Origin of the sequence: Campylobacter sp. B0100352/1 (assembly GCF_020135855.1) — a bacterium.
Classification (GTDB): domain Bacteria; phylum Campylobacterota; class Campylobacteria; order Campylobacterales; family Campylobacteraceae; genus Campylobacter_D; species Campylobacter_D taeniopygiae.
The window spans coordinates 61,937-78,498 of sequence record NZ_JACHTP010000005.1; the positions used below are offsets into that span (position 1 = coordinate 61,937).

General features: G+C 29.1%; 20 protein-coding genes. 11 read left to right on the plus strand and 9 right to left on the minus strand.

Annotation, left to right across the window (positions count from 1 at the left end):
• The first annotated feature begins 28 nt into the window (after positions 1-28).
• The 9 genes from ffh (at position 29) to H2279_RS02725 (ending at position 5,758) form a co-directional block, all read left to right on the plus strand.
• Positions 29-1,366, plus strand: a complete 1,338-nt coding sequence (ffh, locus tag H2279_RS02685) for a signal recognition particle protein (protein ID WP_337195499.1) — start codon at positions 29-31, stop codon at positions 1,364-1,366.
• A 64-nt stretch (positions 1,367-1,430) separates the two neighbouring features.
• Entirely contained in the window at positions 1,431-1,658 is a 228-nt protein-coding gene (gene rpsP, locus H2279_RS02690; RefSeq protein ID WP_004277416.1) for a 30S ribosomal protein S16, read from the plus strand.
• A 2-nt stretch (positions 1,659-1,660) separates the two neighbouring features.
• Positions 1,661-1,903, plus strand: a complete 243-nt coding sequence (locus H2279_RS02695) for a KH domain-containing protein (protein WP_137624451.1) — start codon at positions 1,661-1,663, stop codon at positions 1,901-1,903.
• On the plus strand, positions 1,896-2,435 hold the full coding sequence (gene rimM / locus H2279_RS02700; protein ID WP_337195500.1) for a ribosome maturation factor RimM: 540 nt from the start codon (positions 1,896-1,898) through the stop codon (positions 2,433-2,435). The genes H2279_RS02695 and rimM overlap by 8 nt, the downstream gene beginning before the upstream one ends.
• Entirely contained in the window at positions 2,432-3,136 is a 705-nt protein-coding gene (gene trmD, locus H2279_RS02705) for a tRNA (guanosine(37)-N1)-methyltransferase TrmD (protein WP_337195501.1), read from the plus strand. Before rimM ends, trmD begins: the two co-directional genes overlap by 4 nt.
• Positions 3,137-3,146: 10 nt before the next feature.
• On the plus strand, positions 3,147-3,503 hold the full coding sequence (rplS, locus tag H2279_RS02710; protein ID WP_137624454.1) for a 50S ribosomal protein L19: 357 nt from the start codon (positions 3,147-3,149) through the stop codon (positions 3,501-3,503).
• A 149-nt stretch (positions 3,504-3,652) separates the two neighbouring features.
• Positions 3,653-4,069: a hydroxyisourate hydrolase gene (gene uraH, locus H2279_RS02715; protein WP_137624455.1), complete on the plus strand. Its 417-nt coding sequence runs from the start codon at positions 3,653-3,655 to the stop codon at positions 4,067-4,069.
• 16 nt (positions 4,070-4,085) lie between these two features.
• On the plus strand, positions 4,086-5,432 hold the full coding sequence (locus tag H2279_RS02720) for a class II 3-deoxy-7-phosphoheptulonate synthase (protein ID WP_337195502.1): 1,347 nt from the start codon (positions 4,086-4,088) through the stop codon (positions 5,430-5,432).
• The gene (locus tag H2279_RS02725) at positions 5,426-5,758 is read left to right on the plus strand and encodes an ArsC/Spx/MgsR family protein (RefSeq protein WP_337195503.1); all 333 of its coding nucleotides are present in this window, start codon (positions 5,426-5,428) and stop codon (positions 5,756-5,758) included. The genes H2279_RS02720 and H2279_RS02725 overlap by 7 nt, the downstream gene beginning before the upstream one ends.
• A 25-nt stretch (positions 5,759-5,783) precedes the next feature.
• On the opposite strand, the gene H2279_RS02730 is transcribed toward H2279_RS02725, so the two are convergent.
• A complete protein-coding gene (locus tag H2279_RS02730; protein WP_337195504.1) occupies positions 5,784-6,023 on the minus strand; it encodes a SelT/SelW/SelH family (seleno)protein in 240 nt (79 codons plus the stop codon).
• A gap of 138 nt (positions 6,024-6,161) precedes the next feature.
• Between H2279_RS02730 and dnaE the strand changes: the two genes are divergently transcribed.
• Positions 6,162-9,764 carry a DNA polymerase III subunit alpha gene (gene dnaE / locus H2279_RS02735; RefSeq protein WP_337195505.1) on the plus strand — a complete coding sequence of 1,201 codons (3,603 nt, stop codon included), beginning with the start codon at positions 6,162-6,164 and terminating at the stop codon, positions 9,762-9,764.
• A gap of 2 nt (positions 9,765-9,766) precedes the next feature.
• Here dnaE and H2279_RS02740 read toward each other — a convergent pair whose 3' ends face one another.
• From H2279_RS02740 to H2279_RS02760, 5 genes are read right to left on the minus strand one after another with little or no spacing between them, the layout of a single operon-like run.
• Positions 9,767-10,393, minus strand: a complete 627-nt coding sequence (locus H2279_RS02740; protein WP_337195506.1) for a YggS family pyridoxal phosphate-dependent enzyme — start codon at positions 10,391-10,393, stop codon at positions 9,767-9,769.
• Between the two features lie 40 nt (positions 10,394-10,433).
• A complete protein-coding gene (gene flaC, locus H2279_RS02745) occupies positions 10,434-11,183 on the minus strand; it encodes a flagellin C (protein WP_137624461.1) in 750 nt (249 codons plus the stop codon).
• 37 nt (positions 11,184-11,220) lie between these two features.
• Entirely contained in the window at positions 11,221-11,691 is a 471-nt protein-coding gene (locus H2279_RS02750) for a DUF4149 domain-containing protein (protein ID WP_137624468.1), read from the minus strand.
• Positions 11,692-11,743: 52 nt separating this feature from the next.
• Positions 11,744-12,544, minus strand: coding sequence for a peptide chain release factor N(5)-glutamine methyltransferase (prmC, locus tag H2279_RS02755; protein ID WP_337195507.1), 801 nt, complete (start codon positions 12,542-12,544; stop codon positions 11,744-11,746).
• On the minus strand, positions 12,541-13,728 hold the full coding sequence (locus tag H2279_RS02760; RefSeq protein ID WP_337195508.1) for a M48 family metallopeptidase: 1,188 nt from the start codon (positions 13,726-13,728) through the stop codon (positions 12,541-12,543). The genes prmC and H2279_RS02760 overlap by 4 nt, the downstream gene beginning before the upstream one ends.
• 137 nt (positions 13,729-13,865) lie before the next feature.
• Between H2279_RS02760 and H2279_RS02765 the strand changes: the two genes are divergently transcribed.
• On the plus strand, positions 13,866-14,045 hold the full coding sequence (locus H2279_RS02765) for a molybdenum cofactor biosynthesis protein (RefSeq protein ID WP_137624464.1): 180 nt from the start codon (positions 13,866-13,868) through the stop codon (positions 14,043-14,045).
• A gap of 4 nt (positions 14,046-14,049) precedes the next feature.
• On the opposite strand, the gene mog is transcribed toward H2279_RS02765, so the two are convergent.
• From mog to H2279_RS02780, 3 genes are read right to left on the minus strand one after another with little or no spacing between them, the layout of a single operon-like run.
• A complete protein-coding gene (mog, locus tag H2279_RS02770) occupies positions 14,050-14,583 on the minus strand; it encodes a molybdopterin adenylyltransferase (RefSeq protein WP_337195509.1) in 534 nt (177 codons plus the stop codon).
• Between the two features lie 24 nt (positions 14,584-14,607).
• Complete coding sequence (gene corA, locus H2279_RS02775) at positions 14,608-15,597, minus strand: magnesium/cobalt transporter CorA (protein WP_337195510.1); 990 nt, start codon at positions 15,595-15,597, stop codon at positions 14,608-14,610.
• A gap of 37 nt (positions 15,598-15,634) precedes the next feature.
• On the minus strand, positions 15,635-16,399 hold the full coding sequence (locus H2279_RS02780; RefSeq protein WP_337195511.1) for a basic amino acid ABC transporter substrate-binding protein: 765 nt from the start codon (positions 16,397-16,399) through the stop codon (positions 15,635-15,637).
• Between the last annotated feature and the right edge of the window lie 163 nt (positions 16,400-16,562).

Genomic DNA, 16,562 nt, shown 5'->3' on the forward strand with positions numbered 1-16,562 from the left:
AAGCTTAAATTAAAAAGAAAGGTATAAAGTGTTTGAATTAATTGGCGAATCTTTTAAATCAGCGATTAACAAGCTACGTTTTGTTGATGATGAAAAAGCGCTTAAAAATGCTTTAGAAACCTTAAAAAAATCCCTTCTCAAGGCTGATGTACATCATAAAGTTGTTAAAGAATTATTGATGCTCGTTGAAGATGATGTCAAAAAAAATGGGATAGGGCAAAAACAATTTTTAGATGCTATAAAATCAAATTTAGAAAATATTTTAAATATTAATGGAAAAAATCAAGGTTTTGTATTTTCCTCAAAGCCTCCAACGGTCGTTCTCATGACTGGTTTGCAAGGTGGAGGTAAAACCACTTCTACAGTTAAACTTGCAAATTATTTGAAACTTCGCAATAAAAAAGTTTTAATTGCTGCTTGTGATTTGCAACGTTTGGCGGCCGTTGAACAACTTAAACAGCTATGTAGTGCAAACGAGATTGATCTTTTCTCCTTAGATGATGAAAAAAATCCTATAGAAGTTGCAAAACAAGCTTTAGATAAGGCTAAAAATTCTATGGTTGATGTATTGCTAGTTGATACCGCAGGACGTTTGGCTATTGATGAAATTTTGATGGATGAATTGAAAAAAATCAAAGAAGTTTTAAATCCTGATGAAATTTTTTATGTTGCAGATGCAATGAGTGGTCAAGATGGTGTTAAAACAGCAGCTAGTTTTAATCAAGCTTTGGGTATTAGTGGTGTGATTTTATCCAAATTTGATGCAGATACTAAAGGGGGTGTTGCTTTAGGAATAGCCAAGCAAGTTGAAACTCCTTTGAGATTTATAGGAACTGGTGAAAAAATAGCAGATTTAGAAGTTTTTATACCTGATAGAATTGTTAGTAGGATCATGGGTGAAGGTGATTTAGCGACTTTAGCCGAAAAAACTGCAGCCGTAATTGATGAAAAAGAAGCAAAAAAGCTTAATCAAAAAATTAAAAAAGGTGAATTTAATTTTAATGACTTTTTAAATCAAATGGAGAGTATGAAAAAGCTTGGTAGCATGAAATCTCTTATTGGTATGATTCCTGGACTTTCTAATATGTCTTCGGCTATAAAAGATATAGATCTTGATAATTCCAAAGAGATTTTACACATTAAGGCTATGATTTCTTCAATGACTCCTAAAGAAAGAGAAAATCCAGATTTGCTTAATAACGCTAGAAAGCGTCGTATAGCAGAAGGTGCTGGTTTGTCTCAAATGGAGGTAAATAGGTTTTTAAAACAATTTACCAATGCAGCGAAATTAGCTAAAAAATTTTCAGGAAAAAAGGGAATGGAAAGTTTGATGCAAATGATGAATCAAGCTAGAAGACAATTTTAAAAAATTTTATTTATGAGTACGAGCTTGTATTTATAAATAAAATTTTTTATTTTAAGGAGTAATAATGACAGTAATTAGACTTACAAGAATGGGAAGAACAAAAAGACCTTTTTATCGTATTGTGGTAACAGACAGCAGAAAACGTAGAGATGGTGGTTGGATTGAAAGTATAGGTTATTATAATCCTATGGTTGAGCCTGAAGTTATTAAATTTGATGCAGAACGTTTAGCTTATTGGAAAAGCGTAGGTGCTAAATTAAGCGATAAAGTTGCTTCAATTACTAGCAAATAATTATGGTAGAGAAATTTTTAAAAGAATACACCAAGTTAATCGCAGATTATCCTAATAAAATTTCAACTGAAAAAATAGAGCTTGGTGAAAATTTTTTTGAAATTATACTTTATGTTGATAAGACAGATACCGGAAAGCTTATCGGCAAAAATGGTAAAATGATCAATGCGATTAAAACTGTTGTATCTGCTTTTAAAAGCAAGGATGCAACAAATTATCGTGTAACGGTAAAAGCACTTGAGTGAAGAAGATTTTATCCAAGTTGCTAAACTTGGAAAAACTGTCGGTCTTAAAGGTTTTTTAAGACTTCATAATTTTAGTGATTTTTCAAAGCAGTTTAAGAAAGATTCCTCTTTTTTTATTGATAAGGGTCGTAAAAAATTAATCATAAAATCATACAATCATACTAATTCTTCGATTTTATTTGAAGGGTATGAAAGTATTGAGCGAGCTCAAGAGCTTGTAAATACTATTTTGTATCAAAGCATTGAAACTACTCGTAAAACTTGCAAATTAAATAAGGATGAATTTTTTTATTTTGATATCTTAGGGTGTAAAATTTTATTTCAAGAGCAATTTTTGGGTAAAGTGAGTAATATATTAGAAATTGGAAATTCTTTTTTATTTGAAATAGAAACTGATAAAGAATTTCTTGTTAAAAACTATCCTAAAGTATTTTTTATACCCTATCTTGATAAATTTGTCAGTAAAATTGATATAGATAAAAAAAATATTTTTTGCACTCAAGATGCTTTTTTGATTTTAGAAAATTCATGAAATTTACTTTTGTATCTTTATTTCCTAATTTGATTGAATTTTATTTTCAAGATTCAATTTTATCAAGAGCAAGAAAACAAAATCTTTTCAAACTCGCATTTATCAATCCTAGAGATTTTAGTGAAAATCCATATCATAAGGTGGATGATTATAAAATCGGTGGCGGAGCAGGACTTTTGATGCAAGTTGATCCACTATACAATGCTTTGAAATTTATTCAGAATAAAGAAGATGAGCCTTATTTTATTTTTTTAACCCCAAGCGCAAAACTATTTAACCAAAAAGATGCAAAACGTTTAAGTAAAAAGAAAAATATTGTATTTATTTGTGGAAGATATGAAGGTATTGATGAAAGAGTGATAGAAATATTTGCTAACGAAGTTTTTAGTATAGGAGATTTTATTTTAACTGGTGGAGAATTACCAGCTTTAACTCTTTGTGATGCAATTTTAAGAAATGTAGATGGAGTTTTGGGAAATACTTGTAGTCTTGAAGAAGAGAGTTTTGAAAACAATTTACTGGAAGCTCCTTCATTTTCAAAACCTTTTATTTTTGAAAAAAAAGGTCAAAGTTTTTATACTCCTTCAGAGTTTTTAAAGGGTAATCACGCTAAAATTGCAAGTTTAAAAACTACTTTAGCGTTTTGCAAAACTAAATTTTTTCGTCCAGATCTATTTTTGGAGCATAAACGCAAAAAATGAGGGATTTTTTATGAAAAACAAATACATAGAACAATTTGAAGCTAAGCAAATCGAGGGTAAGAATATTCCAGAATTTCGTGCTGGAGATACTTTAAAGCTTGCAATTCGTATTAAAGAAGGTGATAAAACAAGAATTCAAAATTTTGAAGGTGTTTGTATTGCTAGAAGAGGTAATGGAGTAAGCGAAACTTTTATTGTTCGTAAAATTGGTGCTAATAATGTAGGTGTTGAGAGAATTTTCCCAATTTATAGTGAAAGCTTAGAGAGTATCACTGTATTAAGAAAAGGACGCGTTCGTCGTGCAAGACTGTTCTATCTTAGAGATAGACGTGGTAAAGCGGCTCGTATTAAAGAACTTAAAAAATAATAATATTTGCAGCGATTGTATCGTTGTAAATATTTTATACTACTTATCTAAAAAATATCTTTTTAAATAATTTTTATCATTTGATTATATTTGTTAAGAGTATTTTATTATAATCAAGATCTATAAAATTATTTATTAAGGAGAAAAAAATGTTTTCGGTTAAAAAAATTGTTGCATTTTTGATTATTAGCGTTCCATTATTTTTAAACGCTGCGCAGTATCAATTGAGCACCCATGTTTTAGATATTGTTTCAGGAAAGCCTGCGCCTAAAGTTAAGGTAGAGCTTTATAAAATGGAAAAAAATCAAAAATGGAAGAAAATAGGCGAAGAATTTACAAAAGATGATGGAAGAATAGGTGATTTTTTACCTTACGATAAACCAGAAAATAGAGTAAGTGGAATTTACAAGCTTAAATTTTACACTAAAGACTATTATACGTCTCACAAAGTTGATACATTTTATCCTTTTATAGAAATTAGTTTTGAGCTTTCTAAGGATCAAAAGCATTATCATGTGCCGATCACTCTTTCACCATTTGGTTATTCTACCTATAGAGGAAGTTGAGAATTAAAATTTTATTATGAAATGGAATATTAACTCTTGGAGAAGATATCCTGCTAGACAACAACCTATTTATCCGAATCAAAAAGATTTGGATAAAGTTCTAGCTAAACTTCAAAAATTACCTCCTTTAGTATTTGCAGGAGAAGTCAAAGCTCTTCAAAATGACTTAATCAAAGTTTCACGAGGCGAAGCCTTTTTACTTCAAGGTGGAGATTGTGCTGAAAGTTTTAAGAATTTTGGCGCTATTAATATACGTGATATGTTTAAAATTTTACTTCAAATGGCTATAGTTTTAACTTTTGCAGGTGGATGTCCTATAGTTAAGATTGGACGCATAGCGGGGCAATTTGCAAAACCTAGAAGTAATGATTTTGAAGAATTAAATGGGATAAAACTTCCTAGTTATCGAGGGGATATTATCAATGATTTTAAATTTGATCAAAGATCAAGGATCCCAGATCCTAAAAGAATGCTAGAAGCTTATTATCAAAGCGCTACAACTTTAAATTTATTACGTGGATTTGCTAAGGGCGGTTTGGCTGATTTACGTGAAGTTCATCGTTGGAATTTAGGCTTTTTGAAAAAAAATAAATTATATAAACAATATGCCCACATGAGTGAAAAAATATCCGAAACTTTAAATTTTATAGAAGCTTGTGGTATCAATATAAAAGATACATCTACGCTTAAAGAAGTTAATATTTATACTTCTCACGAGGCTTTACTTTTACCTTATGAAGAATCTTTAACAAGAGTGGATAGTTTAAGCGGAGAAATTTATGATTGTTCTGCTCATATGCTATGGTTGGGAGAGAGAACTAGAGCTATTGATGAGGCACACGTTCATTTTTTAAGTGGGATAAAAAATCCTTTAGGAGTTAAAATAGGTCCTAATGCTACCGCTGAAGATATTATAGCTTTAGCTAATTCTTTAAATCCTTTAAATGAAGAGGGTAGATTAAATATTATCATTAGAATGGGTGTTGAAAAGATAGTTCAAAAATTGCCTAAAATTTTTGCTAGACTTAAAAGTGAAGGATTAAACTTAATTTATAGTATTGATCCTATGCATGGCAATACTACAAAAATAGGAAATTATAAAACGAGAGAATTTGATAAAATCACTCAAGAAGTTAAATCCTTTTTTGAAATTGCCTATAGTGAGGGAATTTACGCAGGAGGAGTTCATCTTGAAATGACAGGACAAAATGTTACAGAGTGTATAGGCGGTGCTTCAAATATTACCCAGCAAAAATTAAATAAGCGTTATGAAACTCAATGCGATCCAAGGCTAAATGCTGATCAAGCTTTAGAACTCGCATTTTTGATTGCAGATTTATTAAAAAGGAATAGGAAATGTTAAATTTTTATGGTATAAAAAATTGCAATAGCGTTAAAAAATCTCAAGAATTTCTTGAAAATAAAAAAATTAAATTTGAATTTTTTGATATTAAAAAACTTGATGAAAAAACTTTTGATTTTTGGATTAGCCAAAGAGATATTACAGATTTTGTAAATACAGCAGGTATGACTGCTAAAAAGATCGGATTAAATAAAGAAAGGCTCACACATTTAAGTAAGGATGAGTTAAAAAAGATGATATTAGATAATCCAAGCTGTATCAAACGCCCAGTGATAGAATCTCAAGGTAAAATTTATATCGGAAAAGAATATGAATCTTTAAAATGACAACGATTTTAAAGATTCTATATTTTTACATCTTGCCGATTAGATCAAGTATTTCTCCTTCGTGTGGAAATCTTTCACTTTCGCAATTTATAAGATCCATTTTTGAAAAGATTATTTTTGAATCAACTTTCACGATAAAATCGCCCTTATTGCCAATTTCAAAATCGATATGAATGTCTTGAAATTTATTTTTTAATTCTTCTACAACACGTGCAGCTTGAGGACGATAGTTTCAAAGATTGCAATAAATAATTTTTACTTGCATTTTATCTCCTTTTTAGACTTTTTATAATTATAGTATATTTTTTGAATTTTTAAATGATCTAAAAGAATAAATTCTTAAAAATTCAGCGATAAAAAAATATAATAAAAATATATTTTGAGCATTTTTCAAGGATAAATAATGAGTCAATTTACCCATCTTCATTTGCACACTGAATATTCTTTGCTTGATGGCGCTAATAAATTAAAGGAATTAGCAGATACTTTAAAAGAGCAAGGAGTTACAAGCGTAGCTATGACAGATCATGGCAATATGTTTGGTGCTATTGATTTTTATCAAACGATGAAATCAAGAGGTATTAAGCCGATCATAGGCTTAGAAGCGTATTTACATAATCATGATGATATAAGCGATAAGAGTTCTAGACAGCGTTTTCATCTTTGTTTGTATGCCAAGAATGAGATAGGTTATCAAAATTTAATGTATTTAAGCTCTCAAAGTTATATTCATGGACTTTATTATTATCCACGTATCAATAAAAAAATTTTAGAAAAACATAGCGAAGGACTTATTTGTTCATCGGCTTGTTTGCAAGGCGAGGTTAATTGGCATTTAAATGTCCAAAGCCAAAGAAATGCTCGTTTTGGTGCAAAAGGATATGAGAGTGCTAAAGAAGCAGCATTGTGGTATAAAGATGTTTTTAAAGATGATTTTTATTTAGAAATCATGAGACATGGTATTTATGATCAAAGATGCATTGATGATGATATTATAAGATTATCTAAAGAATTAAATATAAAAATTATAGCTACAAATGACACACATTATACTTTTAAAGAAAGAGCTGCGGCGCATGAAGTTTTTATGTGTATAGCAATGGGAAAAAAATTAAACGATCCTGATCGTATGCGTCATAGTGTGCATGAATTTTATGTAAAAACTCCTCAGCAAATGGCAGAGCTTTTTTCAGATATCCCAGAGGCTATAGAAAATACGCAAGAAGTAGCACAAAAATGTAATTTAGAATTAAATTTAGGAAATCCAACTCCTCCTAATTTTAAATTTACTAGAGAATATGCTAAAGAATATAATCTGCAATTAAAAGATGAAAAAAAAGAATTCAGTTTTGATAATGATGATATTGTTTTTGAATATCTTTGCAATAAAGGTTTAAAAGAAAGATTAAAATTCATAGATGAAGATAAGCACAAAGATTATAAAGAACGTTTGCAAAGAGAGATTGAAATCATTAAAAATATGAAATTTTCAGGTTATATGCTTATTGTACATGATTTTATAGCTGTTGCTAAAAGCAAAGGCATTCCAGTTGGGCCAGGAAGAGGATCTGCTGCTGGAAGTTTAGTGGCTTATTGTTTAAAAATCACAGACTTGGATCCTTTGCCTTATAGTTTGCTTTTTGAGCGTTTCTTAAATCCAGAGCGTGTTTCTATGCCAGATATCGACGTTGATTTTTGTCAAGATAGGCGAGGGGAAGTGATTGATTATGTTATTGATAAATATGGCTCTGATAAAGTTGCACAAGTCATAACTTTTGGTAAGTTATTGGCACGTGGGGTGATTAGAGATGTTGCTAGGGTATGCGATATGAGTATCCCTGATGCTGATGAGCTTGCTAAGCTTATCCCCGAAGAGCTTAAAATCACTTTAGATAGTGCCTATGAAAAAGAGCCAAAGATTAAAGAATTTATCGATAGACACCCTAAAGGGCATGAGGTTTGGGAATATGCAAAAGCTTTAGAAGGGCTTAATAGAAATGCCGGTATGCATGCAGCGGGTGTTGTTATTTCAAACGAAAGTTTATGGAAAAAAACTCCTCTTTTTAGGCAAAGTAAAAACGATGAAAGACATTTAGTAACGCAGTATTCTAAGGATCATTTAGAAGATGTTGATTTGATTAAATTTGACTTTTTGGGTCTTAAAACTTTGACCGTTATTAATAATGCTATCAATCTTATAAAAAAGCGATACAATAAAGATATAATTTGGGAAAGTATCGATGTAAATGATCCTAAAGTTTATAAAACTATACAAAGTGGAAATACTTTGGGGATTTTTCAAATAGAATCAGATGGCATGCAAAGCTTAAATGCAAGGCTTAAGCCAGAAAGATTCGAGGATCTAATTGCGGTGTTAGCTTTGTATCGACCAGGACCGATGGAATCTGGAATGCTTGATGATTTTATTGATAGAAAGCACGGTTTAAAAGATATAAAATATCCTTTTGATGTCTTAAAAGAAGTTTTAGAGCCGACTTATGGGGTTATAGTTTATCAAGAACAAGTTATGCAAATAGTTCAAATTATCGGCGGATTTTCTTTAGGTGGGGCAGATGTTGTACGTCGTGCTATGGGTAAGAAAGATCCTGAAAAAATGAAAAAATTAAAAGATGAATTTGCTGACGGGGCTGAAAAACAAGGCTATAATAGAAAAGAAGCTGAGGATCTTTGGGAGCTTATTTTAAAATTTGCAGGCTATGGTTTTAATAAATCGCATTCCGCAGCTTATGCTCTCATTACCTTTCAAACTGCTTATTTGAAAACTTATTATCCTAGTGAATTTATGGCTGCACTTTTAACGAGTGAAGAAAATAATGTTACTAAAATTGCTGTTTATATAGATGAGATGAAAAAGATGAATATTAAACTTTTACCACCTTCTATTAATAAAGCTATGCGCGAATTTAGTGCCATAGAGCAAGAAGATGGAAAAGATGCGATTGTTTATGGCTTAGGGGCGATTAAAAGTGTAGGAATTCCTGCAGTTGAAAATTTACTTGAAGCTAGAGAAAGTGGAGAATTTAAAGATATTAATGATTTTTTAGGCAAAATAGAACCTGCAAAAATCAATAAAAGAGCGTTAGAAAGCCTTATTAAAGCTGGTGCTTTTGATGAATTTGGTTATACGCGTAAATGTTTATTTGATAACTTAGAAAATCTTTCAGAGGGTTCAAGAAAAATGGCTGAAGTAAGAAAAAATGCAGCAAGTTCCCTTTTTGGAGAAGATGAGCTTTCTAGTGGTTTGCAAGCGAATTTTATCGTCAAAAATGACGAATTTGAAATCATGGAAAAGCTCGATTTTGAAAAAGAAATTTTAGGAATTTATGTTTCTGGCCATCCTTTGGATCGTTTTTATGAAGAGTTTAAGGATATTGATTATGTAAAAAGTATCGATTTTTCATCGCTTAAGGGTAATGGGGAGATATTGAGTATTGGAAAAATAGAGGGCTTTAAAACCATGATGAGTAAAAACAATAAACGTTATGGTAGGCTCGAAATTTTAGACTTTTATTCTACCTTTGATGCAACTGTTTTTGAATCCAATATAGAAGAATTGGAAAATATTTTAAAAGATGAAGAATTAAAAAACAAGGCCTATGGATTTTTATTAAGTTATAAATCTGATGAAGGTAAGGTTGATAGTTTTGCTTTAAGAACAATTAAAAAGCTAAAAGAACTTAAAGAAGGAGATTTTAAGGCGATTAAGAAATTTTCAACTAAAAAAATAGTCCAAGAAAACAAAGATTTCACTGAAGAACCTAAAGAATTTGAAAAAAATATTATCGAACTTGATATTTCTAAATTAAATCGTGAATTAATTTATGAAATTCACAATATAGCAAGAAATGCACATAATCCAAATGAAAAGGGAAATCGCAAACTTGTTTTAAAAATCATCAGTGCTGGTTCTTGTTTGCTTTACCATACTGACTTTGTTATATCTGAAAATATAAGCCAAAAGATTATTGAAAAATATGCGGGATGATTTTAATTTTTAAATAAAATACTCCCCAATCTAACCATATTTGAGCCGCATTTTATTGCGAGTTCAAAATCATTACTCATTCCCATAGAGCAAATTTTTGCACCATACTTTTGTAATTTTTCATAAATTTTAAATGTAGTTTCAAAGCTTTTGATAATCTGATTTCGATCTTCTTCATTAGCGCCTATACTCATCACACCACAAAGATTTAATTTTGGGCATTCTTCTTGAATTTGTATGTATTCTTCTATTGCTTTATTTAAATCAATTCCACTTTTACTTTTTTCTTTAGCACTGTTTATTTCAAGCAAAGTATCAAGTTTATAATCAAGTCTTTGATTTACAGCTTGAGCAATTTTTAAACCATTGCAAGATTGCCAAAGAATAGGTTTTTGTTTGATTAAAAGATTGATTTTATTGCTTTGCAAATTTCCTATGAAATGCCATTTGATATTTAAATTTTCTTTATCAAGTTCTTGTTTTTTTTGAGATAAAGCCTGAACTTGGTTTTCTCCAAAATCAGTAATCCCAAGATCGAAAAATTTTTTAATGGTATTAAAATCCGTATATTTACTTGCGGCGACTAAATGAATATTTTTTGTTTTTTCTAAAATTTGTTCTAAATTCATGGATGATTGTATTTAAAGCCTTTTTTAAAAGGCTTTAAAATTATTGTAATAAGCTTGCGATTTTGCTTTGTAATTGCATATTTGATTGAGCTGCTACGAAAGCCGCTGCATTTTCTTTCAAATAGTTGGTATTAAAATCATTGACATTTTTAGCTATATCATTATTTAAAAGATTATTTTCAGCTGCTTTTGCATTAATGCTATTTTGGACACTAGAATTAATATTTGAAGTGATAGCATTAATACCAGAGCCAATTTCACTTCTAAGACTACCAAGTTGATCCATAAAATTTGTAATGCTATCTTGATTATCTATGCTAAGACCCGCTGTAGAAAGTGAATTCAGGTTTGCTGTTTCAGTACCACTTCCTACAACAAAGTTCATAGTTTGAAATACATTTTTACCATTATAGGTTGCATTGTTGAAAGAATCATTAATAGAATCTTGAATTCTTGTAGCTTCTGTTCTTAGCATATTCTTTTGAGAATCATTTAGAGCAGCGTTATTCATCTTTACTGAAAGCTCGTTTAGTCTATCGGCACTTTGAGAAATATTTGTCAAGCTAGCATCAGCGATTTGTAACACACCAATAGCATCATAAGCATTAGCTATTCCTTGATCTATTGTACTAGATTGAGATCTTAAAGAATCAGCAATAGCCAAATTTGCACTATCAACTCCACTGATTGCACGAACAGCAGCAATATTTTCTAAAGCTTTATCACTAGCTTTTTGGGCGTTATTTAAATAGTAGTTTTGTTGCATCATGGTTGCATCAGAAATCATCATAGCGTGCCTCCTTATTTATTTAAATTTTTTGATTATATCATTTTTTCTCTATTTTAAAACTTAAAAAATATAAAAATATTTGAGATACTAAAATTATTTTCAAAGTGATTTCACTTGCACTGTGTATGCTAGTAAATTCAGTACTAGTGGTTGCTTGTTCGCCTAATTTTTGCATAGAGATAATTTGTTCAGTAAAATAAAATACAAAAACTAAGCTTAAAATTAAAATAATTAAACTTAACATTAGTTTTGAAAATTTAATTTTAAAATTAAATTTTTCTCTAAAATAAGAAAAAATTTCAAATAAGATATTTATGGTTGAAACAATAAGCAGCAAATATCCCATTTTTATAAAAATTTGTGTCATTAAAATTCCACTTTGATAATGACTTAAAATTCCATCTCCAATAAAATTTTGAGGATAAAAAATAACAGGTGCAACGACAATGCCAAGTATAAGTTCTATACCTATCATGGCTGCAAGTAAAAATAAATTAACAGCTTTCAAAATTTTCTCCAACTTATTTTTTTTGATTTTTAGTTATCTTAGCATAAGAATTTTAGCCTTGAGTAAATTTTGCAATAAAAACTCGATCATGTCCAGCTTCATCTTTAAAAAATAAATTTGAAAAATGATATTGTTTTAAAATTTTATCTAAAACTTTTTTTTGATCATAGCCAAATTCACAGGCTAAAAATTTTACCTTTTGTGAGTAGCTAAATTGAATGATTTTTTCTAAAATTTCATAACCTTTTTCTCCGCCAAATAAAGCTTCTTTAGGTTCGCTTTGCACCCAAATATCTATAGGGTAGGAATTTTTTATATAGGGAGGATTTGAAAAAATAAAATCATAATTATCTTTTAATGTGGAAAAATCACAAAGCTTAAAATCGATTTGTTTTTCTACTCCGTGAAATTTTGCATTTTTTTTAGCAAGTTCTAATGCTTTAGGATTGATATCACAAGCGGTGAGATTAATTTTGAGTTCTTTGGCTAATACAATACTTAAAATTCCACTACCAAAGCCTATTTCTAAGATATTTTCAAATTGATGAATTTTGCATAAATTTAAAATTTGAGTCAATAATATTTCTGTGTCGTATCTAGGTATTAATACGCCTTTGTTTATCTGAAAATCTAAACCCCAAAAATCTACTTTTTCAAAAATATACTCAAAAGGCTCTCCTTTGCTAAAGCGATCAATGAGTTCAAAGTATATTTTTGGATCAAAATTTAATTCTTGATTTAAAAAAAGCCATGTTTTATCTTTATTTAGATACTCACAAAGTATAAAAATGGCTTCGTTTTCATGGTTTTTTAGTCTAGATTTTGCCCGTTTTAAAGCTTCTTTTATGGTCAAGAAAGAGCCTTAATTCTGTCATAAATACTTGGATGACTAAGATAAAAAAAGCTATAAATTTTACTCGTTTTAACAAAGGCTTTATTTTCTCTTGCTAATGCTATTAAAGCGTTTTTCATGTCTTCTTTGTGAGTGACTTTAGCTCCATGTAAATCGGCTGCAAATTCATTTTTTCTACTTAAAAAATTAATCAAAGGCGAAATAATAAAGCTAAATACATTGCTAAAAATGAGTAAAAGTGCAAAAACTCCAGCGCTGATATTATCTAAGTGTGTTTGTGTGTATAGAATTTGTGGTAAATGTGCAAAAATAAAAAAAAGTAAAAGCATCATAAAAGCACTACTAAATAGATTTTTTATGATGTCTTTATGAACAAAATGTCCGAGCTCATGCCCTAAAACAGCCAAAAGTTCCTTTTCATTAAGTGCCTTTAATAGAGTATCAAAAAGCACAACTCTTTTATTTTTAAAAAGTCCTCCAAAATAAGCATTTAAGCGTTTGTCTCTTTTGCTTGCATCCATTACATAAATTCCATTTGCATTGAAACCACATTTTTGCATTAAAGAAGAAATTTTATTTTGCAAATTCTCATCTTCTAATTTTTGAATTTTATTAAATATAGGAGCAATTAGAGTAGGGTAAATGATATTTATAAGTAAAATAACAAAAAATGAAAATACAAAAGCAGCAATCCACCATAATGACCCAAAAAAATCATAACAAAAAAGCAAAGCATAGATGATGAAAAAGCCAAATATTAAGGTTAAGAGTATGCTTTTTATGCTATCTTGGATAAAAATTTTTAAAGTCATATTTGAAAATCCGTGAGCTTTATCTTTTACAAAATGCTCATAAAAACTAATGGGTAAATTTATAATACTTGTTATGATTAAAAATGCTAACAAAAATAAAGTATTTTCAAGACGTGAATTCTCCTCAATAATCAAATTTTTAAGAAAATAAAAACCAAAACCAAGCCAAGCAGCATTTATAAAAAATGAATACAAATTAGAGAATAATTTAAATTTTTCATTGTCTATAGCAATATTAGCTGCTTTTTTATAGTCATTTTCGTCTAAAATTTGTGCTTTTTTTTGTTTTTCTTGTTTTAAAAAACCAATTTGTTGATAAGAAATAAAAGATAATATAACTGTATAAAGAAATAAAATTGCAATTAAAATCATATTTTTCCTTAAAAATAAAAATATTTTTGTTTTGAATTTTAACTTAAAATCATGAAATAAAGTTAATCATTAAAGAAATTATTAGTACAATATACATTAAAATTATTTTTTAAATTTTTATAATTTTAGGATGAGAAATGTTTAAGAAAAAAATACCTCAAAAACAAGATTTGAAAAATAAAGTTTCATTTAACGATGCTATTTTGGATGATAGGCTTTTTAATTTTACTCGTAAAATTCAAAAAATAAGTAAAGATGAAGCCAGTGCAAGTTTGCTGGCTAGACAGCTTAGTAGGCTTATTAAGGCTAATCAATAAATTATTAGCATTTTTTAGGGCGAAATATTTTAATCACTTCATCATTATTTTCTATATAAGAGCCTCCAATTAAATCTATACAATAAGGGATAGCTGGAAATATAGGATTTAGGCATTCCATTATAGCTTTAGGATTTCCTGGAAGATTTACAATGAGAGTTTTATTGCGAATTCCCGCAGTTTGTCTTGATAGTATTGCAGTAGGGACATATTTTAAACTTTCTAAACGCATTAATTCTCCAAATCCAGGCATTATTTTATCACATACAGCTTCAGTTGCTTCTGGGGTTACATCTCGCAATGCAGGCCCTGTTCCACCACTTGTTATAATCAAATCACATTTTTTTTCATCACTTAGATAAAGTAATTTTTGTATGATTAAATCATAATCATCTGGAATAAGTTCTTTAAAATAATCAATTTTATTTTTTATGAAAGAATTAAGTATTCTTTCAACTTCGCTTGTTGCTTTATCTTCATATATACCACTACTGGCACGATCACTTAGGGTTAAAATTCCAATTTTTATTATATCCATTTATAAATTCTCCTTGTTTTGTTCTTAAAGCCAACCCTTCTTTTTAAAAAAGACTACGGGTAGTATGATAGAAACAACCATGATAAACAGTACGATAGGATAGGCATAATGTAAATCAAGCTCGGGCATAAATTTAAAATTCATCCCATAAATTGTCCCAATAAGTGTTGGTGGCATCATAGCAACTGTTGCAACTGTAAAAAGTTTAATAATTTTATTTTGCTCTATATTGACTTGACTTGCTAAAATTGTTTGTATGTTATCTAAAATATTAAGCTGAGAAACGCTAAATTCAACCAAGGAATTTAAGTCTTTAAGAACTATGGTTAAATTTTGTTTGATATCTTTATCTATTTTATCACTTTTTAATAAAGAAGTCATTGCTCTTCTTTTGTCAAAAAGAGAATCTCTAACACGCATATTTAATTCTTGTAAGCTAGAGATATCTTTTAACATTGCATCATAGCTATATTCATCTTTTTTTTCCAAGACGCTTATTCTTAATCGTCTTGCTTCTTTATCTACCCATTCGAGCAAGTCGGCATCTTTTTCAACACGTACTTCAAACATTTTATCAATGATATCGTATCCATCTTCAAAATTTTTAGGACTTGCAAGTATTCTAGCTTGAATTTCTTCAAAGGTGCTAAATTCGCTATATCTTATCGTAAATAAAATATTTTTAGCCGTTGTAAAGGTGACTATTTCTGTACTAAGATTGTTAGGGCTCGCTTTATCTTCATTATGCTTATAATCTCTGATTAAAAAATGTGCGTTAATAGTGATAGTTGCATTATCTTCCCAATATTTTGCACTGAGTTCTATTTCTTGACTTTCTTCTTTAGTTGGAAATTCAAGATCAAATTTATTAGCAATAAAAGTGATCTCAGCTATGCTTGGATGAAGTAAATCTATCCATAAAATATTTTCAGGTAGTTTTTGTATATTTTCATCCAAATTAAAGCAAATTCTTTGCACTAAGGCATTTTCTGTTTTAGTATAGATATAAAGCATAATGATTCCTTAAATACAATTTTGTATTTTTAATATTTTATTCTAAATCATATTTTTTTAAAAGTTTATTATAAGTTCCATCAGCTTTTAGTTCATCAATACCTTTGTTAAATCGAGCTAAGGCTTCTTTTTGTTTATCTTTATCAAAAGCAAAACTAAAGCCTTCGCTATCATCATTTTCTTGATAAAAACTTACAAGTTCTGGATTTTCAGCAAGAAAGCCTTTTGCTGCATCTTGATCTATAATAATAGCATCAATTTTATTGTTTTTTAACGCTAAAACAGCGATATTTAAATCTTTATTAGCTTGAATTTCTGCATTTTTGATTTTTTTTGCAGAATTTTCTTGTAATGTTCCAAGTTGTACGCCTATTTTTTTGCCTTCTAAATCACTTTTGGAATTGATTTCATTATTAGTTTTTAATTTAATATAAAGATTTTTGCTTTTAAAATAAGGTTGTGTAAAATCAACACTTTGTCTTCTCTCATCAGTCGCACTCATAGCAGAGGCAATCATGTCAATTTTTCCAGCTTTTAAAGCAGGGATTAAACCATCAAAACTAGTTTGAACCCAAGTGATTTCCATGTTTTCTTTTTTGCCAATAGCATTAACTAAATCCGTATCAAAGCCAGTAAGAATTGAATTTTCCTTATAATTAAAAGGCTTGTAATTAGGATCTGTCCCTACTTTTAGACTTAAAGTTGTATTTGAATCTGTTTGATTATTATTTTTATCTTTTTGACAAGCTGTAAAACATAAGCTCGTTAAAACAATACAAAAAGTAATAAATATTTTTTTCATTTAGAAATCTCCTTTTAAATTTAACATTTTTGATTTGATAATTATAATAAATTTTTTGTAATTATTTGAGATTTAATTTTATAAATTGATTAAAAAATATAATTATTTTATTAAAAATAACTAATTTTCGGTATTTATTATACAAAAAAACAATACAAGCTAA